The organism is Pseudonocardia oceanicola, assembly GCF_047200735.1.
In the GTDB taxonomy this organism is placed as follows: domain Bacteria; phylum Actinomycetota; class Actinomycetes; order Mycobacteriales; family Pseudonocardiaceae; genus Pseudonocardia.
Genome location: NZ_JBJZON010000016.1, coordinates 84,061 through 107,855, shown reverse-complemented (window position 1 = coordinate 107,855; position 23,795 = coordinate 84,061). Strand labels below are relative to the sequence as shown.

Here is a 23,795-nt window from a genome sequence, read left to right as displayed (position 1 = left end):
CGCTCAGATCGCGTGGGGCCAGCCGGCCAGCGCGTACGCCCCGAACCAGCCCGAGACCAGGACCACCGCCACCAGCACGGACACCCGCGTGCCGGGCCTGCGCCGGGCCAGGCCCAGCGCGACCGGCAGCAGCAGGGTGAACGCGGGGACCAGCAGCCGCGCCTTGGAACCCATCAGTCCGTTGCTGCCCACGTCCATCACGACCACGGCGGCCGCGTAGACGACGAGCGGCCACGGCATCCGTCCCCGCACGGCCTGCGCGACGGAGACCGCGAGCAGCGTGAGGGCCCCGAGCAGGATGCCGACGGTCGCGACCTCCATGACCGAGCGGCCGTCGGCCAGCGCGGTCACCGCGAACGACGTGGTGGCCCGGCCGCCGTCGAAGCGCGAGTCCCAGCCGCGCTGCTGCAGGGCGAACCACCCGGTGAGCGAGCCCGTGCGGGTCGCGACGTAGCCGAGGTAGGCCAGCAGCCCGGCGGCCGCGAGCGGGCCGCCCAGCCACGGCCGCCACCCGTCCCGCCGCGTGCCGACGGCGACGAGCGCGGCCAGCCCCACCGCCGCGACCAGCGCCGCGGCGGTCGGCCGGACCAGCCCGGCGGCGGTCGCCGCCAGCCCGGCCGCGATCCACTGCCGGCGCAGCAGGAACACCAGCGACCAGGCGGCGGCCGCACAGAACAGCGCCTCGGAGTAGGCCATGGAGAACACGACCGCCATCGGCATGCCGGCGAACAGCACGACCAGCACCAGGCCGACGTGGCGCGACCCACCGGGGACCAGTTCGCCCAGCTTCGCCACCCCGTGCGCGGCCACGATCCCGGCCAGGGTGGTCGCGACGAGCGCCGCGGGCAGCACGGGAAGGCCGGTGAGGAACCGGACGACGGCGACCGTGACCGGGTAGCCGGGGAAGAACGCCAGCGGCGTCTCGCCGCTGCGCCGGCCGTAGGCGTCGCTCAGCGCGGCGGGCACGCCGTCGTAGCCGCCGCCCTGGGCCAGGCCGAGGAACCACTGCCCGTCCCACGAACCGAGCTCCTCGCCGAGCCGGGTGCCCTGCCGGGTCGCGACCATGGCGAGCACCACGATCCCGACCAGCCGGACGCCGAGGAACAACCCCGCCGGGAGCAGGACGCGCCCGAGCACCGGCCACGCCGGGACCCGGCGAGCCCGGACCGCCGCGAGCGGTTCGGTCGGGCTCCCGGCGAGGGACACCTCGGCCGGCAGGGCGTCGGGCACGGGGCCCGCGATGCGCCCCCGGACCACCCCCGCGCCCCCGTCGTCGCCACCCGCCGCGCTCATCGGCCCATGATCTCCTGCCGGGCACCGCGGGTACTCCCACCCCCGACCGGGTGGTTCCCTCCCGATCCGCGCGCGGTGCCCCGGAGGTCCGGGGCTCAAACGTGGCGTGGGCCTCTGTGGTGTCGGTCAAACAGGTTAACCCTGCACGTCGCAGCCGGTACCCTCGACTTCCGACCAGCGCCCGGGAGCGACCCGAACACGCCCCGAGGCGGAGGACCAGGGCGCCGGACCGGCGCCGGACAGGAGGTCGGAGTGGCCCTCGTCGTGCAGAAGTACGGCGGATCGTCGGTCGAGAGCGCGGAGCGGATCAAGAAGGTCGCCGAGCGCATCGTCCGCACCCGCAAGGAGGGTCACGACGTCGTCGTCGTCGTGTCCGCGATGGGCGACACGACGGACGAGTTGACGGACCTCGCCGAGCAGGTCTCCACCGGCGCCCCGCCGCCGCGCGAGATGGACATGCTGCTCACCGCGGGCGAGCGGATCTCGAACGCGCTCGTCGCGATGGCGATCCACTCGCTGGGGGCGGAGGCCCGCTCGTTCACCGGCTCGCAGGCCGGGATGCTCACCACCTCGAGGCACGGCGACGCGCGGATCGTCGAGGTGAACCCGCACCGGCTGCGCAGCGCGCTGGCCGAGGGGCAGATCGTGCTGGTCGCGGGCTTCCAGGGGATGAACGAGGACTCCAAGGACATCACCACGCTGGGCCGCGGCGGCTCGGACACCACCGCCGTCGCGCTGGCGGCGGCGCTGGACGCGGACGTCTGCGAGATCTACACGGACGTCGACGGCGTGTTCTCCGCCGACCCACGCATCGCACCGAAGGCCCGGCACCTCGAGACCGTCACCTACGAGGAGATGCTCGAGCTGGCCGCGTGCGGCGCGAAGGTGCTGCACCTGCGGGCCGTGGAGTACGCCCGCCGCTACAACGTCCCGCTGCGCGTCCGCAGCTCGTACAACGAGAAGCCCGGCACGCTCGTCGCCGGCTCGATCGAGGAGATTCCGTTGGAGAACCCCATCATCACCGGGGTGGCGCACGACCGGTCCGAGGGCAAGATCACCGTCACGGGCGTGCCGGACACCCCCGGCATGGCCGCCCGGATCTTCCGCGTCGTGGCCGACGCCGAGATCAACATCGACATGGTGCTGCAGAACATCTCCAACGCGTCGGACAAGAAGACCGACATCACCTTCACCCTGCCCCGCGCGGCCGGGCCCGCCGCCGTCGCGGCGCTGGAGAAGTCCAAGGAGCAGATCGGCTACGCCGAGGTGATCTACGACAACGAGGTCGGCAAGGTCTCGCTGGTCGGCGCCGGCATGCGCAACCACCCCGGCGTCACGGCCAAGTTCTGCGAGGCCCTCTCCGACGCCGGGATCAACATCGAGACGATGAACACGTCGGAGATCCGGATCTCGGTGATCTGCAAGTCCGACCAGCTCGACGACGCGGTGCGCGCCCTGCACGCCGCGTTCGAGCTGGACTCCGAGGAAGAGGCCGTCGTCGCGGCCGGGACGGGGCGCTGACATGGCCGAGAACGCCGCAGGTCCCGTCCTCGCGATCGTCGGGGCCACCGGTGCCGTCGGCACCACCATGATCGAGATCATCGACGCCCGCGCGTCCGTGCCGTGGGGCGAGGTCCGGCTGATCGCCTCGCCGCGCTCCGCGGGGAAGGTGCTGAGGGTCCGGGGTGCGGACGTCACCGTGCAGGCCCTCGCGCCCGAGGTGTTCGACGGCGTCGACATCGCCCTGTTCGACGTCCCGGACGAGGTCTCCGCCGAGTGGGCGCCGATCGCGGCCTCCCGCGGGGCCGTCGCCGTCGACAACTCCGGCGCCTTCCGGATGGATCCCGAGGTGCCGCTCGTGGTGCCCGAGGTCAACGCCGAGGCCGCCGCGCGCCGGCCGAAGGGGATCATCGCGAACCCCAACTGCACCACGCTGTCGATGATGGCCGCGATGGGCGCGCTGCACCGTGAGTTCGGGCTCGAGGCGCTGGTCGTGGCCTCCTACCAGGCCGCGTCGGGCGCCGGGCAGCCCGGCATCGACCGGCTGCAGGCCGAGCTGTCCGCGGTGGCGGGCAAGGACCTGGGCTCCCGCTCGGGCGACGTGGCCTCCGCGGTCGCGGACCTCGGGGACGACTCGCCCTTCCCGGCCCCGTTGGCGCTCAACGTGGTGCCGTGGGCGGGCTCGCTCAAGGACGACGGCTGGTCGTCCGAGGAGCTGAAGGTCCGCAACGAGTCCCGCAAGATCCTGGGCATCCCGGACCTGCGGGTCTCGGCCACCTGCGCGCGCGTTCCCGTGGTGACCACGCACGCGCTGGCGGTGCACGCCACCTTCGCGCGCGAGGTCACGGTCGAGGCCGCGCACAAGGTGCTGTCCGCCCAGCCCACGATCGTGCTCGACGACGACCCGGCGGCCGGTGTGTGGCCCACGCCCGCCGCCGTCGTCGGCCAGGACCCGACGCACGTCGGCCGGGTGCGGCAGGCGCTGGACTTCCCGAACACGCTCGAGCTGTTCGTGTGCGGCGACAACCTGCGCAAGGGCGCCGCGCTGAACACCTACGAGATCGCGGAGACCATCGCCGACCAGGTGTGATCCCGCTTCCTGAGTGCACGAACGGCACTTTTGTGCGGTGGGTCCGCACAAAAGTGCCGTTCGTGCGTACAGGGGCCGACGGGATCGCACAAAAGTGCCGTTCGTGCGGACCTACCGCACAAGAGTGCCGTTCGTGCAGGTTCGGCGGCGAGGCGCGTCGGTCCGGGGTGGGAAGCACCCGAATGTGGTGGTGCTCTCCGCGCGCTGATGCTGCCTCCCGGTCCCGGACATGGTTGATTGACCGGGTGAGCTACGACGAGCTGATGCAGCGCTACGAGGCGGGCGGAGGGCGTCTCGCCGCGGCCAACGCCGAGGGCCTGGCGGTACCTCCTTCCCTGCACGTCGCCGTTGTCACGTGCATGGACTCGCGGATCGACGTGTTCGCGTTGTTCGGCATGAAGCTGGGTGAGGCCCACGTCCTGCGGAACGCGGGCGGCGTGGTCACCGACGACATCGTCCGCTCGCTGTCGATCAGCCAGCGCAAGCTCGACACGCGCGATGTGCTGCTCGTGCAGCACAGCGGCTGCGGCCTGGCGACCTTCAGCGACGAGGACTACAGCGAGGGACTCGCGGAGGAGACCGGGATGCGGCCCCCGTGGCGGACCCACGCCTTCCGGGACCCGTTCGTGAGCGTCCGCCGTGGGATCCGGCAGCTGCGCCACGACCCGTTCCTGCACCCGGAGACCCGGGTCCGCGGCTTCGTCCTCGACATCGAGTCCTTCGCACTCGAGGAGGTCCGGGTCGGCGACGGCACCGACCCGGAGTAGGCCGCCGGCGCCGCGTGGTCGGCGCACCGGACGCGGTCCTCACAGGCGCAGGGTGGTGAGAACGGCCCGGTGGTCACTGCCGGGTAGGTCCAGCACCTCGAAGGACTCGGCGGTGCCGCTGCTGGAGAAGACGTGGTCGATCTCGGAGCCCAGCCACCGCGGCATCGAGGTCGGCCAGGTGGCGACGAGCGCGGAGCCCCGCTGGGAGGCGGCGTCGCCGCAGTCCGCCATGGCGTCGCGCAGCACCGAGTGGTCGAGTGTGGCGTTGAAGTCGCCGGCGACGACCGTGGGTTCCCCGGTGCGGCACCACTCGCCCGCGCCGGCGAGGTCGATCCGCCACTGCGCGACCGAGCCCGCGGTGGGCGCCACGGAGTGGAAGGCGACGAAGGTCAGGTCGCCCATCTCGCCGCCGGACACCTCGACGTAGGGGAACGGGGAGTCCTCGGAGATCTTCCCCACCCTGAAGTCGACGTCGCCGAAGCGCGGGGAGACGAGCGCGACCACCCCGTTGACGTCCTGGGAGCGCTCGCCGACCGAGGCCCGGCTCACGTACCCGAGATCCTCGACGAGCGGCTGCAGCCGCTCGCGGTACCGCTCACCCGCCTCCGGCAGGGCGACGACGTCCGGCCGTTCCCGGCGGATGGTCTCGGCGAGGGCGTCGACGTCCGCGTCCCCGGTGTAGACGTTGAACGACAGCACCGTCAGCCTCTCGCCGCCCGTGGGCAGCGGATCGGCGACCAGGCGCGGGGCCAGCATGGCGGCGCCCAGGGCGAGCACCGCCAGCATCGCGACGGGGAAGGGCCAGGCCCGCCGCATCACGAGCGTGACCAGGCCCAGCACCACCACGACCACGGCCAGCGCCGCCACCAGGACGGGCCGGAAGGCGATCAGCTGGGTGAAGGGGCTCCAGCGGTCCAGCCCGAACCACAGGTCCGGCACGAGGAAGACGGACGCGACCGCGGCCAGGGCGAGGGCCCCGGCGACCCGCCCTGCCAGGCCGCGGCGCGGGGGCCGGCCACCGCCACCACCACCGGCGGGACGGGGCGGGGGCGGCGGGACGACCGGGATGCGTTCGGTGGGCTGCTCGGGAGGAGCACTCATCACAGGCCTCGCCCGGGGCGGGGGGCGAGGTCGGCGGGGCTGGTCGGGTCGTTCATCGTTCACCAGTGTGCCCGAGCGCGAACCGCGGGCGGGATGCTCACTCAGCGTGGTTTCAGGTGGGGCGCGGGGGCCCCGTCAGCACACGCTCCCGTCGGGTCCCCGCCAGGGCTCACGCACGTCAGGCGCTCGTATTCGGCCCGCACAGGTCGGGGTACCGCTCGCACCAGGGCGTGATGCCGGGCAGGCGGCCGCGGTGCCGGGCGACCCACGCGTACACCCGGTCCTGCACGGGCGCGGTCCGGGAGTAGACCCGCTCGGGCAGGTCGGTGCGCAGGGCCACCGCCAGGGCCGCGGCGACCGCGGCCGCGCCGGTGAGCGTCCGGCCGTCGGCGGCGAAGTGGACCTCGGCGGCGCAGGCGGCGACCGTCGCACCGGCCCGGTCCGGGGCGCCCGCCTGCTGGTAGGGGAGCGTGGTGATCCGCGCGTCCCGGTCGAGCAGGCGCAGCCAGCCGATGGCGCGGGTGCAGAACCCGCAGCGACCGTCGAAGACCAGCACTCCGGTGGTCGGAGGCGTCATGCCGCCCAATCTAGGAGCGGTCACCGCACTAGGCTCGGCGCATGACCGACGCCGGGCCGCGGGACTCCTCGACGAATCAGGACGCCGTCACGATCTGGCACAACCCGCGCTGCTCGAAGAGCCGCGGCGCGCTCGCGCTGCTCGCCGAGCGCGGCATCGACCCGGCCGTCGTCCGGTACCTCGAGGACGCGCCCGACCGCGCCGCCCTCGAGCAGGTGCTCGCGCAGCTCGGCACGGAGGACCCGCGGGCGATCGTGCGGACGGGGGAGAAGCCGTACACGGAGCTGGGGCTCGCCGACGCGGACCGGGACACCCTGCTCGACGCGCTGGCCACGCATCCGATCCTCCTCGAGCGACCGATCGTGATCGTCGGCGACCGGGCCGTGGTGGGCCGCCCGCCGGAGAAGGTGCTCGACCTGCTCCGAGCCGCTCCCGAGCGGTGAGGGCCGCCCCGGTGACTACCCGACGCGGGTGACGATCGGGCTCAGCGCGGCACGGACGTGCAGCATCCCGCCGCTGATCCCCGCCGTGGGCCGCAGCCCGGCCCGGCGCAGCAGCTTCACCACCCGCATGTTCTGGGTGTGGGTCGTCGCGACGAGTTCCTCGCCGCCCTGCTCGGCGGCCACCTCGGCGGCGCGCCGGACCAGGGCGGTGCCCAGCCCGCGCTCCTGCCAGGCGTCCTCCACGACCACGGCGAACGAGGCGGCGGCCGCCGTGGTGCGCTCGACGTTGACCATCCCGACCGCGCTGCCGCCGTCCGTGGTGAGGGCGAGGATCGTGCGCTGGGCCCCGGCGGCGAAGGCGGTGTGCGGCGCACCGACGAGCGTGTCCAGCTCGTCGGGGTCGAGCCGTGGCGAGGCGGAGAGGAACCGGGCGCTGCGCGTCTCCGGGGAGCAGCGGGCGTGCAGGGCCGCGACCAGTGGGAGGTCGGTCGGGGTCGCGCTGCGCACCCGGACCTCGGACCCGTCGACCAGTACCAGGATCGGGTCCACCCGCCCGACCGGCTGCGCGGGCGCGCCGGTGAGCGAGAGCTGGGCCGCGAGCTCCAGCAGCGCCGCGGCACGGGAGAGCTCGGTGGCGGTGAACGGCCAGGACCGGCCGAGGTGCACCTGCGCGGTACCGACCCGCAGCGTGTGGACATGCCCGCGGGCGCGCCCGCCGGGCTCCACGATCCGCGCCCGCAGGAGGGTGGCGACGGCCTGGGGCGCGCTGCCGGGATCGGCCGCGACCATCCGGGCCAGGGCCAGCGCGGTGGTGGCGGTGTCGGCCAGCTCGGTCGCGTCCGCCCGGACGAGCAGGGTGCACGGGATCCCGGCCTGCTCGACCGCCGCGACCATGCTCGCGGGTTCGATCCCCTCCGGGACCTTGACCAGCAACTCGTCCGTGACCGACCCGTCGTCGGCCGGTTCCCCCACCACGTGCAGCGAGAGGATGTTGCCCCCGGAGCGGCCGACCGCGGTCGCCAGCTCACCGAGCCGGCCGGGCCGATCCTCCAGCTCCACGTGCACGCGCCAGAGCGCCACCGTGACCGCCTCCTTGCCGATTCGACCTCATCGTGGCCGCGGCACGTTACGGGAGCGCTACGCGGGCATGACGCCTATGTGCGTGCCACTGTGATCCTCTCCAGCGCGCGACGGGCGAAGTCGATCTCCGTGGCCACGTGCCGCAGGGTCTCGGCGACGACGAGCGAGCCGTGCCCGGCGTCGAACCGCGCGACCTCGTAGGGCAGGTCACCGCGCCCGCCCAGGGCGTCGAGGTAGTTGTCGATCTGGCGGATCGGGCAGCGGGGGTCGTTCTCCCCGGCCAGCACGAGCACCGGGGCGCGCACCTCGTCGACGTAGGTCAGCGGTGACGCGAGCCGGTAGCGCTCCGGCACCTCCTCGGGTGACCCACCGAAGAGGGCCCGGTCGAAGGCCCGCAACTGCTCCATCTCGTCGGCGTAGGCGGCGAGGTAGTCCGCCACCGGGACACCCGCGAGCACCGCGGCCCAGCGCCCGGGCTGGGTGCCGGCGGCGAGCAGGGCCAGGTAGCCGCCCCACGACCACCCCTCCACGACCGTGCGGGCGGGATCCGCGAGCCCGGCGGCGACGACGGCGTCGTGCACCGCGGCGACGTCCTCCAGCTCGGTCAGGCCCGGCCGGCCCTCGATCGCGTCCCGCCAGGCCGAGCCGTAGCCCGTCGAGCCGCGGTAGTTGACCTCGACCACGGCGAACCCGGCGTCGACCCACGCCGCGCGGGCCGCGGAGAACCGGTCCTCGTCGGCGGCGTGCGGGCCGCCGTGCAGGGCGAACACCGCCGGGAACGGACCGTCGGGCCGGGCGGGAGAGGGCGCCGGGCGCGCGACGAGCGCGTGGACCGTGCCGCCGGGGCCCTCGGCCCACAGGTCCTCCACCGGGACGGACTCGGGCGCGGGCTCGCCGGACGGCGTCAGCAGTCGGCGGTCCGTGCCGTCCGGGTGCAGCGCCCGCACCGCCGACGGCGTCGCGGCCGACGAGCTGGAGTACTCGACCGTCCCGTCCGGCCGGACGTCGGCCGACCCGATGCAGCCCGGCGCGACGGCCAGCTCGACGAGCTCGCCGGTGGCCAGCTCGTAGCGGTGCAGCCGGGTGCGGGCGGCGTGCGTGTGCCAGACCAGCAGCGCGGAGGCATCCGGGTAGAAGTCCGCGTCGACCTCGCCGGGCAGGCCCAGGTCGAGCTCGGTCTCGGTGTCGGTGGTGATGTCCCAGATCAGCAGCTCCTCGCGGCCGCGGCGCTCGTGGCCGACCAGCAGCCGCTGGTCGCCGCGGACGGGGGCGAAGGCGATCGGGCTCAGGCCCTTGCCCGGGCCGTCGGACCTCTCGGCGACGAGCTCCCCGTCGACCGTCATCACCCGCAGGGCGGGGTGCCGGGAGTCCCCGTGCTCCGAGTGGCTGATCGCGACCAGTGTCTCGTCCTCGGACAGGCCGCCGACGCCGGCGTCCTCGGCGTGGTGGTAGATCCTGGTCGCGGGCTCGCCGGACCCGCGGCGGTGCAGCCAGATCGTGGTCCCGTCGTCCGTCGAGGTGCCGACGGCCACCAGGTCACGGCCGATGTCCAGGCCGGCCGGGTAGCCGTCCTCGACACCGGGCAGCGGGTTCGCGGGCTCGTCGCCCGCGGGAAGGCCGGCGAAGGGCTCGGCGACCCAGTGGCCGAACTCGTCCCCGTCCGTGTCGGCGAACCACCAGACGTTCTCGCCGTCCGGCGGGAGGGTGGCGAAGTGGGTGCCGGCGGGTCGGTCGGTGACCTGCCGGTGCAGGCCGGTGCTGCGGTCCCAGGTGTGCACCTGCGTGGTGCCGCTGGAGTTCGACGAGTACACGCTGCGGTCCGGTGCGTCGAGCGCCCAGGCGGGCCGGGACATGCGCACCGCGGTGAACCGGGCGCGCCAGCGCTGCTCACGCTCGTCCGTGAACAGCCGCTCGGGGATCGGGGCGACGGGATGGCCGGAGGGTGCCGTACTCACCTCACCGATCCTGCACGATGAGCCCGGTGAGCCGCAGGCGGTTGATCGCGGCCAGCTCGGTGCGGGTGCGCCGGGTCTCCTCCCCCGCGGTGTTGCCCAGCCGTTCGCGCAGCACGCCCAGCAGCTCGTCGGCACCGCGACCGGAGGCGCACACGAGGTAGACGTGCCCGAACCGACGTTCGTACTCGGCGTTGGCCTCCGCCATCGCGGCCCGGACCTCGTCCGACGCGTCGGACATCCCGGCCTGCTCGCGGGCCGAGGTGGCGGAGTGGATGGCCCGCTCGCCGATGCGGGGGTGGCCGGCCAGTGCGTCGGCGATCCCGGCGCCGTCGAGGCGGGCGAGCCGGTCGTCGGCGGCGGCGAGGAGGGCGTCGAGCCGGTGGTAGGGCCGGCCGTCCGCCACGGCCTCGGCCCACGCCGGGGAGGAGCAGACGGAGAGCAGGGCGGCGACGGCGTCGTGCCGGGGGAGGTGGTCGAAGGCGGCCGTGCCGGGGGTGGGGGAGCGGGGGTCCGTGGAGGTGGGGCCCGTCATGCGCACAGCATGGTCGCCGCCGCGCATCCGGGCGATCCCTGATCCGTCACAGTTCCCGGACGGGCACGATGGGGGCGTGAACGAGCCGGTGCGCCCCGAGGACATGCGTGTCTCCGACGCCGACCGGGCCCGGGCCGCGCGGCACCTGCAGTGGGCACAGGGCGAGGGCCTGCTGGATCTCGGCGAGTACGACACCCGTTCGCGGGGCGTGTGGGAGGCGAGGACGCGCGGGGAACTGGACCGGCTGCTCCGGGACCTGCCCGCGGCCCCGGCGCGGTTGCCCGAGGCGGGTGCCCGCCGGCGGGTCTTCGCGGACACCGGCGGCGGCACGGCGATGCGGGTCCTCACGATCATCTTCACCACGATCGCCGTGGTGAACCTGGTCGCGTGGGGGATCGTCTCGATCACCACCGGTGAGCTGCTCTACCCGTGGTTCCTGTGGACCGGGCTGCCGCCGCTGGCCGCGCTCGGGGTGCTCTACGCCTTCGGTATCGGGCGCCCGCGGGAGCCGTGACCCGCTCAGTGGGCGGCCAGCTCCGGTGAGCCGACGAGCATCCCGATCGCCTCGGCGACGTCCGCCCCCGCGGGGGCGTCCTCCGGGTCGACGACCCACTGCACCATGAGCCCGGTGAGCAGGGCCTGGTAGAAGCCGCCCAGGACGCGGGTGCGACGGTCGGCCTCGGCCGGGTCGTCCGGCAGGGCGTGGAACATCGAGGCCAGCTCCTCGCGGATCCGGCGCTGGGCGCCCACCAGCGCGTCGTGCAACCGGGGCGAGCGGGCGGACTCGGCGAGCGACTCGACGTAGGTGACCCACAGGCGGCGCTCGCGGGTGAACAGGTTCACTACGGCGGACCAGGTCTGGGCCACCCGATCGTCCGGCGAGGCGGTCGGGTCGACCCCGGCGAGCGCGCGGTCGAGGGCCTGCTCCCACTCGGCCGCGCCGCGCACCGCGGCCTCCGTGAGCAGGGCATCCTTGGAACCGAAGTGGTAGCCGATCGAGGCGAGGTTGGTACCGGAGACGGCGACGACGTCCCGCGCGGTCGTCCGGCCGAAGCCCTTCTCGTACAGGCAGTCGGCGGCGCCGTCCAGCAGGTCCTCGCGATGTCCCATGGGCGGCGACCCTAGTGGACGATCAAGACACCCGTCTGGAACGGGTGTCCATCGTGTCGGTCACTCCGGGCGACATCGACGGCCTGCGCGGCGGGACGCGCACCGCCGAGCGCCCGTGTGAGTTTCCGCGGACCCCACGTGTCGTGGACGCAGCGTCACCGTCGCCCGGGTGTCCGGTTTTCGGACACGGTGCGGCGCGTGACGCACCGCACCATCGGGAGCGCCCCTCCCCGCGCCTCCCTGCGCGGTGCGAGCAGTGAGGATCGACGACGATCAGGAGCAACCCGTGACCCGACTGCGGTTCGGCACCTTCCTCGCCCCCTTCCACGTGCCCGGGCAGAACCCGACGCTCGCCCTGCAGCGCGACCTCGACTTCGTCACGCACCTGGACCGGCTCGGCTACGACGAGGCCTGGATCGGCGAGCACCACTCCGCGGGCAGCGAGATCATCGCCTCGCCCGAGATCTTCATCGCGGCCGCGGCCGAGCGCACCCGGAACATCAGGCTCGGCACCGGTGTGACCTCGATCGCTTACCACAACCCGCTGTGGGTGGCCGACCGCATGGTCATGCTCGACCACCTGACCCGGGGCCGGACCATGCTGGGCGTCGGCCCCGGCTCGCTGCCGACGGACTCGGCGATGATCGGGCTGAACCCGACCGACACCCGCGAGCTGCTCGACGTCAACATCGACATCATCATGCGGCTGCTGCGCGGCGAGTCCGTCACACAGACCACGAAGACGCACACCCTGGTCGACGCCCAGCTGCAGCTGCGCCCGTTCACCGACCCGCGGTTCGACATCGCCGTCGCCGCGGTCGCCTCGCCGACCGGCCCGCGGCTCGCCGGCCGGCACGGCACGGGGCTGCTGTCCATCGGTGCCACGCTCACCCAGGACGGGTTCGACGCCCTGGCCCACCACTGGAACGTCGTCGAGGAGCGGGCCGCGCACTTCGGCCAGCCGACGCCGGACCGCTCGGGCTGGCGGCTCGTGGGACTGATGCACATCGCCGAGACCAAGGAGCAGGCGTACCGCGACGTCGAGTTCGGCATCGTGCCCTGGTTCAACTACTTCCAGAAGGTCGCCGCGTTCCCGCAGATGGACGTCGGCGACTCGACGGACATCAAGGGCATGATCGACTTCGTCAACGAGGCCGGGATCGGCGCGATCGGCACCGTCGAGGACGCCCGCGCGCAGGTCCAGCGGCTGTGGGACCAGAGCAACGGCGGCTTCGGCGCCATGCTGCTGATGGGGCACGACTGGGCCAACCCGGAGGCCACCAAGCGCTCCTACGAGCTCATCGCCCAGCAGGTCTTCCCGCACTTCCAGGGCCAGGCGCAGAGCACGCTCGCCGCGAAGGACCGTGCCCACGACACTCGCGAGACGCACGCCGCGACCCAGCTCGCCGCCGTCGATCACATGACCGCGAAGTACGAGAAGGAGCTGGCCGAGAAGAGCTGACCAGCGACTCGAAGGGGGCGGGCCCATCGGGTCCGCCCCTTCTTCGCGCTTGACAGGCAACCACTGAGTTGCCTATAAAAGGCAACCTCCAGGTTGCCCGAGGAGGTGGGATGGACGAGGTGTTCCGGGCGCTCGCCGACCCGCACCGCCGCGCGCTCCTGGACCGCCTGCGGCTGCGCAACGGGCAGACCCTGCGCGAGCTGTGCGCGGGGCTCGACATGAGCAGGCAGGCCGTGGCCAAGCACCTCGCGGTGCTGGAGGCCGCCGGCCTCGTCACGACCCGGCGCCGGGGGCGCGAGAAGCTGCACCACCTCGACGCCGCACCCATCGATCTGATCGCCGAGCGCTGGATCGGCCGGTACGCCCGGGAGCGCGTGCGGGCCGTCGCCGACCTGCGGGCGGCGCTGGAGGGAGCACCCGTGTCCTCGACCGAGTTCACCTACACCACGTACGTGCGGACCACGCCCGAACGCCTGTGGGAGGCCCTCACCGACCCGGCCTTCACCCGCCGGTACTGGGGCGTGGCCTTCCGGACCGAGTGGCGCAGGGGCGCCCCGATGGTCTGGGAGGAGAACGGCCGCGAGACCGTCGACCCCGAGCAGGTCGTGCTGGAGGCGGACCCGCCGCGCCGGCTCGCCTACACCTGGCACACCTTCACGCCGGAGTGGGCGGCGGCCGCGGGGATCGAGGAGGAGACCCTCGCCCGCATCGCGGCCGAGCGGCGGTCGCGCGTGGCCTTCGAGATCGAGCCGGAGGGCGACGTCGTCAGGCTGACGGTCGTGCACGACGACTTCGATCCCGGCAGCCGGGTCGCCGAGATGGTGGCGCAGGCCTGGCCGCGGCTGCTCGCCGACCTGAAGACGCTGCTGGAGACCGGCGAGCTAGGCGCGGGCCTGTGAGGGCGGGTGCCCGTACCGGCGGCGGTAGGCGGCGGCGAAGCGGCTCGCGCTGGAGAAACCCCACCGTGCGGCCGCCTCGCTCGTGGTCAGCGTGGGGTCGGCGAGCAGGTCGGCGCGGGCGCGCTGCAGCCGGACACCCGTGAGGTACTCCGTCGGCGTACAGCCGACCCACTCCCGGAAGCCCTCCTGCAGCCGCCGCACGCTGGTGCCCGCCACGGCCGCCATCTCGCCGGCGGTCCAGGCCCGGTCCGGGTCGTCGTGCAACTGGTCCACCACGCGGCCGACGGTGCGCGGCCGCGCCGGCGACCCGGTGCCCGCACCGGGGCAGCTCGCCAGCAGGAAGCCGGCGGCGATCGCCCCGGCCAGCTGGTCCTTCACCGGGCCGCAGCCGCCGAACAGCTCGGGATCGTGCAGGTGCGCGGCCAGGCTCCCGACGAGCTGGCGCCACGCCCGGCCCGGCCCGGCCCCCAGATCCATCTGGTCCGGCAGCAGGCTCCGGACCGTCACCCGGTCCGCGCCCAGTACGCGTTCGGCCTCCCGGTCGAGCCAGGCCTGGTCGAACTTCACGCCCAGGACGGTGCAGGTGCTGTCCCAGTGGCTGATCAGCGAGGGCGTGTCGGCGCGGAAGACCGTGGCCTGCCCCGGCAGCGAGACGAGCGGCCCGTGCCGGCCGCGGCTCTCCAGGTGCCCGGTCAGCGGCAGGTTGATCTCGTACGAGCCCGGGTAGTCGCACGCGATCCGGACGTCGGCGCCCCAGCCCACGTGTCCGACGAGCACGGCGCCGAGATCGAGCGTGCGCAGCGTGAGGCGCGGCTCCCGGCCGCCGCCGAGCAGCTGCAGCTCGTGCGGGAAGTACGCCTGCGCCACCGCCCGGGACGCCTGGTCCCAGTCCCGGGGAGCTGCACGACGCCGTGCGGACATGCGGCGAGCGTACCTGAGAGCGTCCTCACGAACCCGCCGCGCGATCCGTACCGGACCCGCGCGAGGAGTGTCGCCGGACTCGTCGTCGCGACCTACCTTCCCGTTCCGTCCCCGGACGACGCTGTGGAGGAGACGGTCGATGACGACCACCGAGAAGCCCGATCTGTCCTGGCTCGACGAGGTCACCATGACCGAGCTCGAGCGCAACCCGTACAAGGCCTACGAGCGGCTGCGGGCCGAGGCGCCGCTGGCGTACGTGCCGGTGCTCGGCTCGTACGTCGCCTCCACCGCCGAGGTGTGCCGCGAGGTCGCGACCAGCCCGCACTTCGAGGGCGTGATCACCCCGGCCGGTGGCCGCACCTTCGGACACCCCGCGATCATCGGCGTGAACGGCGACGTCCACGCCGACCTGCGGTCGATGGTCGAGCCCGCGCTGCAGCCCGTCGAGGTGGACCGCTGGATCGACGACCTGGTCCGGCCGATCGCCCGCCGCTACCTGGAGCAGTTCGAGAACGACGGGCGCGCCGAGCTGGTCTCGCAGTTCTGCGAGCCGGTCAGCGTGCGGTCCCTCGGCGACCTCCTCGGTCTGCAGTCGGTCGACTCGGACAAGCTGCGTGAGTGGTTCGCCAAGCTGAACCGCTCGTTCACCAACGCCGCGATGACCGAGGACGGCGAGTTCGCCCACCCCGAGGGCTTCCGCGAGGGTGACGAGGCGAAGGCCGAGATCCGCGCGATCGTCGACCCGCTGATCGACCGGTGGATCGTGGAGCCCGACGACAGCGCGATCTCGCACTGGCTGCACGACGGCATGCCGGCCGGGCAGACCCGTGACCGGGAGTACATCTACCCGACGATCTACGTCTACCTGCTCGGCGCGATGCAGGAGCCCGGCCACGGCATGGCCTCCACGCTCGTCGGCCTCTTCAGCCGGCCCGAGCAGCTCGAGCAGGTCGTCGACGACCCGGTGCTCATCCCGCGCGCGATCTCCGAGGGCATGCGCTGGACCTCACCGATCTGGTCGGCCACCGCGCGCATCTCGACGAAGCCGGTCACCGTCGCCGGCGTCGACGTCCCCGCGAGCACCCCGGTGATGCTGTCCTACGGCTCGGCGAACCACGACACGGGCGTCTACGAGGCGCCCTCGACCTACGACCTGCACCGCCCGCCGCTGCCGCACCTGGCCTTCGGCGCCGGCAGCCACGCGTGCGCCGGCATCTACTTCGCCAACCACGTCATGCGGATCGCGCTGGAGGAGCTGTTCGAGGCGATCCCGAACCTCGAGCGCGACACCGGCGAGGGCGTGGAGTTCTGGGGCTGGGGCTTCCGCGGACCGACGAGCCTGCACGTCACCTGGGAGGTCTGAGATGGGCTACGCGGTGACCGTCGGCGGTCGCCGGGTCGAGTGCGCCGCCGACCAGAGCCTGCTCGACGCCTGCCTGCGCGCCGGGCTGTGGATGCCGAACTCCTGCAACCAGGGGACCTGTGGCACCTGCAAGCTGCCGGTCGTCGGTGGGGAGGTCGACCATCGCGACTCGCCGTTCGACACCCTCACCGCCGAGGAGCGGGCGGCCGGCATGGCGCTGGCGTGCCAGGCCCGTCCGGTGTCCGACGTCGAGGTGGGCGGGGCCGGCGACCGGGCCACCCACCCGTTGCGGGACCTGGCGGCGACGGTGCTGGAGGTCGCGGACATCGCCCGCGACACCCGGCGGGTGCTGCTCGGGCTCCCGGAGCCGCTGGCCTTCTCCGCGGGGCAGTACGTCGAGCTCGTCGTCCCCGGGTCGGGGGCGCGGCGGCAGTACTCGCTGGCCAACATCGCCGACGAGGACAAGGTGCTGGAGCTGCACGTCCGGCGGGTGCCGGGCGGGGTGGCGACCGACGGGTGGCTCTTCGACGGCCTCGCCGTCGGCGACGAGGTGACCGCGACCGGCCCGCTCGGTGACTTCCACCTCCCGCCGGAGCCCGACGACGACGGCGGCCCGATGGTCCTCGTCGGCGGCGGCACCGGCCTCGCCCCGCTCGTCGGGATCGCCCGCACCGCGCTGGCCCGCCACCCCGCGCGCGAGGTGCTGCTCTACCACGGGGTCCGGGCGACGGCGGACCTCTACGACGGCGACCGCTTCGGCGAGCTCGCCGAGGAGCACCCGAACTTCCGGTTCGTGCCGGTGCTCTCCGACGAGCCCGCGGCGGAGCACCGCTCGGGCTTCCCGACGGACGCCTTCGTCGCGGACGTCCCCAGCGCCCGCGGCTGGTCGGGCTGGCTCTGCGGCCCGCCCGCGATGGTCGAGGCGGGGGTGAAGGCCTTCAAGCGCCGCCGCATGGCCCCGCGGCACATCCACCGCGAGAAGTTCACCCCCGCCGACGCCCTCGGGTGAGGAACGCCGGTCCGGGCGAGCCCGGTGCCCGCCCGGACCGCCGTCGTTCCCGGGCCGGATCGGGCCGGCCGCCGACGGCGTGCGCGGATCGCGGTACCTGACGATTCGATGACGAGCGTTTCGAGGCGCGGTTCCCGGCGGTAGCCCACGCGCATGGACGTGGACCTCGATTCGGCCGGCCGTACCGAACTCCTCCGCCGTGCCCGCGAGCAGGACGTCCCCGGGCGATCATCGATGACCAAGAAGCTCCGCGAGGCCCTCGGGGCGTCCGACGGGAGGAACGGGTCCGGCGACGCGCCGAACGGCGCCTCGGCGAGCGCTCCCGACCGGACCCGACGCGGTGACGGTCGGATCGTGGGCTCCCGCGTCGACGCCTTCAGCACACTGGCGGAGGCACGCGCGCACGGCGAGATGGTGCTCGTGCCGCGGATGCTCACCGGCAACGACCGGCGGATGCACGTGCGGGAGACCGTGCGGGAGGACCACGAGAACCGCATCGCCAGCGGCGACCTCGACGCCCGGGCCAAGTTCGACAAGCTGGCCCGGTCGGTCTTCCACTTCTTCCGCGGCACCAACCTGCTCTTCTACCGCGACCTGGTCGGCGAGGACGCCCGGGTGCCCACGGTGCTGTGTCTCGGTGACGTCCACCCGGGCAACTTCGGCGTGATGCCGAGCGCGGACAACGTGCCGATCTTCGGCGTCAACGACTTCGACGACGCCTTCTACGCGCCGTTCACCTGGGACCTCAAGCGCGGATCGGTGGGCTTCCTGCTCGCGGCGGAGGAGAAGGGCGGCCACGGCGCCAGGAAGCAGCGGGCCATCGCCGAGCGGTTCGTCCGCGGGTACGCGGAGGGGATCGCCGGCTACGCCGCCGACGGCCGCGAGGAGACCGAGCAGCTGCGGCTGGACAACGCCCCGCCGCTGATCGCCGAGCTGATCGCCGACAGCCTCGGTACCACCCGCGCCGAGTGGCTCGGCGACCTGCTGGACGAGGGCCGCACCGGTTTCCGCACCAGCCGCGAACTCGTCCCGATGAGCAGCCGCCGCGCGGAGTTCCAGGAGATCGTCGACCGCTACGTCACCGACAACGAGGTGCCGGTACCCGAACGCGCCGGCCGGATGAGGGTCAAGGACGTCGCCGAACGGCACGGGGCGGGGACGGCCTCGCTCGGGCTCACCCGCTACTTCGTGCTGCTCGAGGGACCCCGCGCCGACGGGACCGACGACCTGCTGCTCGAGTTCAAGCGGGCCCGCAACTCCGCGCTCGACGGCCTGGTGCCGCCGTCGGGTTACGAGGTCGACGGCCGCGGCGACCGGATCCGGCACGCCCAGCGGGTGCACCTGGTCAACGGCGACGTCTTCTACGGCAGCGCCCGGATCGACGGGGAGAGCTTCATGGCGCGGGAGCGCGCGCCCTACCGCGACGACATCAGCATGAAGTCGCTGTCGACGCGCGGGTGGAAGGACTACGCCACCATCTGCGGCCGGGTGCTCGCGCACACGCACGCCCTGTCCGACGAGACCGGCAACGTCGACTACGACGTCGAGCCGGCGATCCTCGACGCCATCGGCTGCCGGGAGCTGTTCGTCGACGACGTGTTGCGGTTCGCCGAGGAGGCCGCCGCCCGGCTGCGCCGGGACCACGAGTACTTCGTCGCCGACCACGAGCTGGGCGCCTTCACCCAGGTCGACGTCGTCTACCGCTGACCGTCGAGCCGGCGTGGCGCAGGGTCGGGCCGCGCGCGCCGAGCGGCGCCGTACCGAGGCCGTGTGAGGGCGGCGTTCGGCGAGGGCGTCGACACACCGATCCGGCGCCGGTGCCCGAACCTCGAGAACGAGGAAGGCCCAGGTCTGTCGACCTGGGCCTTCGACTTCTGGTCGGGGTGACAGGATTTGAACCTGCGACCTCTTCGTCCCGAACGAAGCGCGCTACCAAGCTGCGCCACACCCCGAGGGCCCGCGATCTCCCTGCGAGCCGTGGTGAACTCTACCCGACGGTTCCGGCGGCCTGCGCAGGGGTGGTCCGTGCGGCGTCGGGGGTGGCCGGGCGGGGCACGAGGGTCAGCAGGCTGGCCTCCGGCGGGCACGCGAAGCGCACCGGTGCGTAGGGCGAGGTGCCCATCCCGGCCGAGACGTGCAGCCAGGTGTGCGCGCCCCACCGGGACGCGCCGCGGGCCCGCGAGCGGTCGATCCCGCAGTTGGTCACGAGCGCGCCGTACCCGGGCAGGCGCAGCTGCCCGCCGTGCGTGTGGCCGGCCAGGACGAGGTCGACACCGTCGGCCGCCATCCCGTCGAGCACCCGGGGCTCGGGGGAGTGGGTCAGCCCGAGCCGCAGGTCGGCGGTCATCGGGCCGGAGACGCTGTCGTAGCGGTCCAGCGACAGGTGCGGGTCGTCGACCCCGACGACGCCGATCCGCCGGCCGTCGACGTCCAGGAAGATCCGCTGGTGCGTGGCGTCCTGCCACCCGCGCTCGACGAACGCCGCCCGCAGGTCCCGCCACGGCAGCGGCTCGCCGTGGATCCGGCGGTCCGAGCTGCGCAGGTAGCGGGCCGGGTTCTTCGGGGTGGGGCCGAAGTAGTCGTTGCTGCCGAACACGAACAGTCCCGGCTTCTCCAGCAGCGGTCCGAGCGCGGCCAGTACGCCCGGGACGGCGCGCGGGTGTCCCAGGTTGTCCCCGGTGTCGACGACGACGTCCGGGTCCAGCGCGGCCAGCTCGGCGACCCAGCGCTTCTTGCTCTCCTGCCCCGGCGTGAGGTGCAGGTCCGAGACGTGCAGGATCGTCAGCGGCCGGCTGCCCTCGGGCAGGACCGGCACCGTCTCCTCGCGCAGCGTCCAGCGACGTCGCTCGTACCCGGCCGCGTAGGCGATGCCGGCGGCGCCGGTGCTGACGGCGCCGATGGCCAGGCGAGCGAGGCTGTTCACGGATCCCAGGGTACGGGCCCGGCACGGTCGACTAGCGTCACGCCCGTGAGCACCCTCAAGGAGCAGCTGCGCGCGGACCTCACCGCGGCGATGAAGGCCCGCGACGAGCTGGTGAAGGGCACCCTGCGGATGACCCTGACCGCGATCGGCAACGCCGAGGTCGCGGGCGAGGCCCAGCGGGAGCTGTCCGACGACGAGGTGCTCGCCGTGATCCGCAAGGAGGCCAAGAAGCGGGCCGAGTCCGCCGAGGCCTTCTCCGCGGCCGGGCGCGAGGAGCTCGCCGCGCAGGAGCGGGCCGAGGGCGAGGTCCTGGCCCGCTACCTGCCGCAGCAGCTCGGCGACGACGAGCTCACCGCCCTCGCGCGGCAGGCCGTGGCCGATGTCGAGGCCGAGACCGGCGAGAAGCCCGGCCCCCGCCAGATGGGGCAGGTCATGAAGAAGGCGCAGGCCGCCGCCGAGGGCCGCGCCGACGGCAAGCGCCTCTCCGCCGCGGTGAGGTCGCTGCTCGCCTGACCCGGAGGCCTGCGGCGGCCCGTCCGCCGGATCTCACGTCCGGATCCCGCTCCCCGTGTCCGCGGGCCCCTCGGGCAGCGCGGGCAGGTCCTCGGGCATCCGGGGCCGGTCCTCCGGCTGGATGCCCAGGGCGGGGATCGCGACCCGGAACTGCTCCATCCGGAAGCGGCGGAGCGGGTCCCGGTGCGCCCGCACGACGGCGACACCGAGCAGGGTGATCAGGGACAGGAACACCAGGGTTGCGACCACGGCAGGAAGTTTCCCCCGCGCCGGTTCCCGCCAGAAGTGGCAGAGAGGCCGCTTCCCGCAAAGATCCCGCCAACCCGGCGCGCGGCTCCCGTCGACGTCGGGCCCGGCCCGCCGACGTCGTGAGCGGCGATGCTCCCGTGAGCGGCTGTCGCCGCTCACGGGGTCACTCGGCCGGGGCCTTCCGCTTCGCCGGGGCCTTCCTGGCCGTGGTCTTCTTCGCGGGCGTCCGCTTCCTGGCGGGTGCCTTGGCGCGCCGCTCGGCGAGCAGCTCGGAGGCGCGCTCGTCCGTGACCTGCTCGACCGAGTCGCCCTTGCGCAGCGAGGCATTGGTCTCACCGTCGGTGACATAGGGGCCGAACCGGCCGTCCTTGATCACCATCTTCTTGCCGGTCGAGGGGTCCTCGCCCAGCTCACGCAACGGCGGGGTGGCGGCGGCGGTGCGCCGGCCGCGCTGCTTGGGCTGCTTGTAGATCTCCACCGCCTCGTCGAGCGTGACGGTGAACAGCTGGTCCTCGCTGGTCAACGAGCGAGAGTCGGTGCCCTTCTTGAGGTAGGGCCCGTAGCGGCCGTTCTGCGCAGTGATCTCCTCCCCGGACTCCGGGTCGGTGCCGACCAGGCGCGGCAGCGAGAGCAGCTTGAGCGCGTCGTCGAGGGTGATCGTCTCCAGGGACATGTCCTTGAAGAGCGAGCCGGTGCGCGGCTTCGTCTTCTTCGGGGTGTCCTCGGGCAGGATCTCGGTGACGTACGGCCCGAACCGCCCCTCCTTGGCGACGATCTCGTGCCCGGTCACCGGGTCCGTCCCGAGCGAGCGGCCCTCCTGCGGCACCGAGAACAGCTTCTCGGCGATCTCCTCGGTGAGCTCGTCCGGCGGCAGGTCCTCGGGCAGGTTGGCGCGCTGGGTCTTGGGCTTGCCCTCGGCGTCGACCTCGCCGGTCGGGCGCTCCATGTACGGCCCGTACCGCCCGACCCGCACCACGGCCTCGCGCCCCTGCGAGTCGGTGAACAGCGGGATCGAGTTGATCTCGCGGGCGTCGATCTCCTCGAGGTTCACGCCGACGAGCTTCTTCAGCCCGCCCGCCCGCGCCACCGAGCCCTCCGAGCCCGCACCGTCGCCGAAGTAGAACCCGTTCAGCCAGGCGTTGCGGGTCAGGTTGCCCGACGAGATGGCGTCGAGCTCGTCCTCCATCGCGGCGGTGAAGTCGTAGTCGACGAGCCGGCCGAAGTGGTGCTCCAGCAGTCCGACCACGGAGAACGCCACCCATGACGGGACCAGCGCCGAGCCCTTCTTCCAGACGTACCCGCGGTCCTGGATCGTCTTGATGATCGACACGTACGTCGACGGCCGCCCGATCCCCAGCTCCTCGAGCTGCTTGATCAGGCTCGGCTCGGTGAACCGGGCCGGCGGGTTCGTCGTGTGCCCCTCGGGGTTCAGCTCCGTGGCGACGAGGGCCTGGCCCTCGGTGAGGTTCGGCAGCCGGGACTCGGCGTCGTCCGCCTGGCCGCCGGTGCCCTCCTCGACGGTCTCGACGTAGGCCCGCAGGAAGCCGGGGAACGTGATCGTCCGGCCCGAGGAGGCGAACACGACCTCCTCGCCGGTGGCGGCGGAGCCGGTGATCCGGATCGAGACCGTGGTACCGCGCGCGTCCGCCATCTGGGAGGCGACCGTGCGCTGCCAGATCAGCTCGTAGAGCCGGAAGTCGTCCCCGTCGACCTCGCGGGCGATCTCCCCGGGCGTGCGGAACGTGTCGCCCGCCGGCCGGATGGCCTCGTGGGCCTCCTGCGCGTTCTTCACCTTGCGCGTGTACTGCCGCGGCGCCGACGGGACGTAGGAGTCGCCGTACAGCTCGCGGGCCTGCGCCCGGGCGGCCTCGATCGCGGACTGCGACAGCGTGGTCGAGTCCGTACGCATGTAGGTGATGTAGCCGTTCTCGTACAGCCGCTGCGCGCTGCGCATGGTCCGCTCGGCGGAGAAGCGCAGCTTGCGGCCCGCCTCCTGCTGGAGCGTCGACGTCATGAACGGCGCGTACGGCTTGCGGGTGTAGGGCTTGGACTCGACCGACGTGACGGCCAGGTCGCGGCCCTCGAGGTTCTCCGCCAGCCGGCGGGCGCTCGCCTCGTCGAGGACGGTGACGTCGGCGTTGCTCCGGTCCGAGCCCTTGAGCCTGCCGTCCGGCCCGAAGTCCCGGCCGGTGGCGACCCGGCTGCCGTCGACCGAGAGGAGCCGCGAGGCGAACTGGCTCGGGGTGGCGTCCGCCCCGGCGTCCATCGTCGCGGCGATGTCCCAGTAGCCCGCGGACACGAACGCCATCCGCTCCCGCTCGCGCTGCACGACCAACCGGGTGGCCACCGACTGCACGCGGCCCGCCGAGAGCTTCGGCATGACCTTCTTCCACAGCACGGGGGAGACCTCGTAGCCGTAGAGCCGGTCGAGGATCCGCCGGGTCTCCTGCGCGTCGACCAGGTCCTGGTCGAGCTCGCGGGTGTTCTCGGCCGCGGCGCGGATGGCCGGCTCGGTGATCTCGTGGAACACCATCCGGCGCACCGGGACCTTGGGGCGCAGGGTCTCGAGCAGGTGCCAGGCGATGGCCTCGCCCTCGCGGTCGGGGTCCGTGGCGAGGAGGAGCTCGTCGGCGTCCTTCAGCAGGTCCTTGAGCTCGGAGACCTTGGACCGCTTCTCCGGCGTGACGATGTAGAGGGGGTGGAACTCGTTGTCGACGTCCACGCCCAGCCGGGCCCACGACTCGCCCTTGTACTTCGCCGGGACGTCCGCCGCCCCGCGCGGCAGGTCGCGGATGTGCCCCACCGACGCCTCGACGACGTAGTCGTTGCCCAGGTACGGCTGGATCTTCTTGGCCTTGGTCGCCGACTCGACGATCACCAGGCGGCGCACCCGCCCACCCGCGGACGTGGTCGTGCCGTTCCCGTTGCGGCGCCCCCCGCCGGCTGCGCCACGGCGCGTGCGGGTGCCGGCGGCCGTGCCGTTGCCCTCGGCAGGCGCGTCGGTGTCG

At 73.4% G+C, this 23,795-nt stretch carries 22 protein-coding genes and 1 tRNA gene; 11 read left to right on the top strand and 12 right to left on the bottom strand.

All coding sequences use genetic code 11. The features are described from left to right. Positions 1–3: 3 nt before the first annotated feature. On the bottom strand, positions 4–1,293 hold the full coding sequence (locus ACL02T_RS21900) for a hypothetical protein (RefSeq protein WP_412832602.1): 1,290 nt from the start codon (positions 1,291–1,293) through the stop codon (positions 4–6). A 252-nt stretch (positions 1,294–1,545) separates the two neighbouring features. On the opposite strand from ACL02T_RS21900, the gene ACL02T_RS21895 reads away from it, so the two are divergent. The 3 genes from ACL02T_RS21895 (at position 1,546) to ACL02T_RS21885 (ending at position 4,650) form a co-directional block, all read left to right on the top strand. Then, a complete protein-coding gene (locus ACL02T_RS21895) occupies positions 1,546–2,814 on the top strand; it encodes an aspartate kinase (RefSeq protein WP_412832601.1) in 1,269 nt (422 codons plus the stop codon). Between the two features lies 1 nt (position 2,815). Further along, positions 2,816–3,883 carry an aspartate-semialdehyde dehydrogenase gene (locus tag ACL02T_RS21890; protein ID WP_412832600.1) on the top strand — a complete coding sequence of 356 codons (1,068 nt, stop codon included), beginning with the start codon at positions 2,816–2,818 and terminating at the stop codon, positions 3,881–3,883. A 245-nt stretch (positions 3,884–4,128) separates the two neighbouring features. Next, entirely contained in the window at positions 4,129–4,650 is a 522-nt protein-coding gene (locus tag ACL02T_RS21885; RefSeq protein ID WP_412832599.1) for a beta-class carbonic anhydrase, read from the top strand. A 39-nt stretch (positions 4,651–4,689) separates the two neighbouring features. On the opposite strand, the gene ACL02T_RS21880 is transcribed toward ACL02T_RS21885, so the two are convergent. Beyond that, complete coding sequence (locus tag ACL02T_RS21880) at positions 4,690–5,751, bottom strand: endonuclease/exonuclease/phosphatase family protein (RefSeq protein WP_412832598.1); 1,062 nt, start codon at positions 5,749–5,751, stop codon at positions 4,690–4,692. A gap of 178 nt (positions 5,752–5,929) precedes the next feature. Next, complete coding sequence (locus ACL02T_RS21875) at positions 5,930–6,328, bottom strand: DCC1-like thiol-disulfide oxidoreductase family protein (RefSeq protein ID WP_412832597.1); 399 nt, start codon at positions 6,326–6,328, stop codon at positions 5,930–5,932. 41 nt (positions 6,329–6,369) lie between these two features. Between ACL02T_RS21875 and arsC the strand changes: the two genes are divergently transcribed. Then, entirely contained in the window at positions 6,370–6,771 is a 402-nt protein-coding gene (gene arsC / locus ACL02T_RS21870) for an arsenate reductase (glutaredoxin) (RefSeq protein WP_412832596.1), read from the top strand. Positions 6,772–6,786: 15 nt separating this feature from the next. On the opposite strand, the gene ACL02T_RS21865 is transcribed toward arsC, so the two are convergent. From ACL02T_RS21865 to uraD, 3 genes are all read right to left on the bottom strand, one after another. Beyond that, positions 6,787–7,851 carry a GNAT family N-acetyltransferase gene (locus ACL02T_RS21865; RefSeq protein ID WP_412832595.1) on the bottom strand — a complete coding sequence of 355 codons (1,065 nt, stop codon included), beginning with the start codon at positions 7,849–7,851 and terminating at the stop codon, positions 6,787–6,789. A gap of 74 nt (positions 7,852–7,925) precedes the next feature. Next, on the bottom strand, positions 7,926–9,806 hold the full coding sequence (locus tag ACL02T_RS21860; RefSeq protein WP_412832594.1) for a S9 family peptidase: 1,881 nt from the start codon (positions 9,804–9,806) through the stop codon (positions 7,926–7,928). Between the two features lies 1 nt (position 9,807). Beyond that, a complete protein-coding gene (uraD, locus tag ACL02T_RS21855; protein ID WP_412832593.1) occupies positions 9,808–10,338 on the bottom strand; it encodes a 2-oxo-4-hydroxy-4-carboxy-5-ureidoimidazoline decarboxylase in 531 nt (176 codons plus the stop codon). Positions 10,339–10,414: 76 nt separating this feature from the next. Here uraD and ACL02T_RS21850 point away from each other — a divergent pair, with 76 nt between their 5' ends. Next, positions 10,415–10,852, top strand: coding sequence for a DUF1707 SHOCT-like domain-containing protein (locus ACL02T_RS21850; RefSeq protein ID WP_412832592.1), 438 nt, complete (start codon positions 10,415–10,417; stop codon positions 10,850–10,852). Between the two features lie 5 nt (positions 10,853–10,857). On the opposite strand, the gene ACL02T_RS21845 is transcribed toward ACL02T_RS21850, so the two are convergent. Next, positions 10,858–11,448 carry a TetR/AcrR family transcriptional regulator gene (locus ACL02T_RS21845; protein ID WP_412832591.1) on the bottom strand — a complete coding sequence of 197 codons (591 nt, stop codon included), beginning with the start codon at positions 11,446–11,448 and terminating at the stop codon, positions 10,858–10,860. 286 nt (positions 11,449–11,734) lie between these two features. On the opposite strand from ACL02T_RS21845, the gene ACL02T_RS21840 reads away from it, so the two are divergent. Together ACL02T_RS21840 and ACL02T_RS21835 are read left to right on the top strand one after the other, a co-directional pair. Further along, positions 11,735–12,910 (top strand): LLM class flavin-dependent oxidoreductase, encoded by a 1,176-nt coding sequence (locus ACL02T_RS21840; RefSeq protein ID WP_412832590.1) that lies wholly within the window; start codon positions 11,735–11,737, stop codon positions 12,908–12,910. Between the two features lie 110 nt (positions 12,911–13,020). After that, positions 13,021–13,809: an ArsR/SmtB family transcription factor gene (locus ACL02T_RS21835; protein WP_412832589.1), complete on the top strand. Its 789-nt coding sequence runs from the start codon at positions 13,021–13,023 to the stop codon at positions 13,807–13,809. On the opposite strand, the gene ACL02T_RS21830 is transcribed toward ACL02T_RS21835, so the two are convergent. Beyond that, entirely contained in the window at positions 13,792–14,730 is a 939-nt protein-coding gene (locus ACL02T_RS21830; RefSeq protein ID WP_412832588.1) for an AraC family transcriptional regulator, read from the bottom strand. The genes ACL02T_RS21835 and ACL02T_RS21830 overlap by 18 nt on opposite strands. 139 nt (positions 14,731–14,869) lie before the next feature. Here ACL02T_RS21830 and ACL02T_RS21825 point away from each other — a divergent pair, with 139 nt between their 5' ends. The 3 genes from ACL02T_RS21825 (at position 14,870) to ACL02T_RS21815 (ending at position 18,809) form a co-directional block, all read left to right on the top strand. After that, on the top strand, positions 14,870–16,093 hold the full coding sequence (locus tag ACL02T_RS21825) for a cytochrome P450 (RefSeq protein ID WP_412832587.1): 1,224 nt from the start codon (positions 14,870–14,872) through the stop codon (positions 16,091–16,093). Position 16,094: 1 nt separating this feature from the next. Beyond that, complete coding sequence (locus ACL02T_RS21820) at positions 16,095–17,102, top strand: 2Fe-2S iron-sulfur cluster-binding protein (RefSeq protein WP_412832586.1); 1,008 nt, start codon at positions 16,095–16,097, stop codon at positions 17,100–17,102. Between the two features lie 153 nt (positions 17,103–17,255). Further along, positions 17,256–18,809 (top strand): DUF2252 domain-containing protein, encoded by a 1,554-nt coding sequence (locus ACL02T_RS21815; RefSeq protein ID WP_412832585.1) that lies wholly within the window; start codon positions 17,256–17,258, stop codon positions 18,807–18,809. Positions 18,810–18,977: 168 nt separating this feature from the next. Here ACL02T_RS21815 and ACL02T_RS21810 read toward each other — a convergent pair. Together ACL02T_RS21810 and ACL02T_RS21805 are read right to left on the bottom strand one after the other, a co-directional pair. Then, positions 18,978–19,054: transfer RNA gene (locus ACL02T_RS21810), tRNA-Pro, on the bottom strand. Between the two features lie 35 nt (positions 19,055–19,089). Then, positions 19,090–20,025, bottom strand: a complete 936-nt coding sequence (locus ACL02T_RS21805) for a metallophosphoesterase (protein WP_412832584.1) — start codon at positions 20,023–20,025, stop codon at positions 19,090–19,092. Positions 20,026–20,070: 45 nt separating this feature from the next. On the opposite strand from ACL02T_RS21805, the gene ACL02T_RS21800 reads away from it, so the two are divergent. After that, positions 20,071–20,538, top strand: coding sequence for a GatB/YqeY domain-containing protein (locus tag ACL02T_RS21800; RefSeq protein WP_412832583.1), 468 nt, complete (start codon positions 20,071–20,073; stop codon positions 20,536–20,538). A gap of 33 nt (positions 20,539–20,571) precedes the next feature. Here ACL02T_RS21800 and ACL02T_RS21795 read toward each other — a convergent pair whose 3' ends face one another. Further along, entirely contained in the window at positions 20,572–20,787 is a 216-nt protein-coding gene (locus ACL02T_RS21795) for a hypothetical protein (RefSeq protein ID WP_412832582.1), read from the bottom strand. A gap of 163 nt (positions 20,788–20,950) precedes the next feature. Further along, on the bottom strand, positions 20,951–23,677 hold the full coding sequence (topA, locus tag ACL02T_RS21790; protein ID WP_503129100.1) for a type I DNA topoisomerase: 2,727 nt from the start codon (positions 23,675–23,677) through the stop codon (positions 20,951–20,953). Between the last annotated feature and the right edge of the window lie 118 nt (positions 23,678–23,795).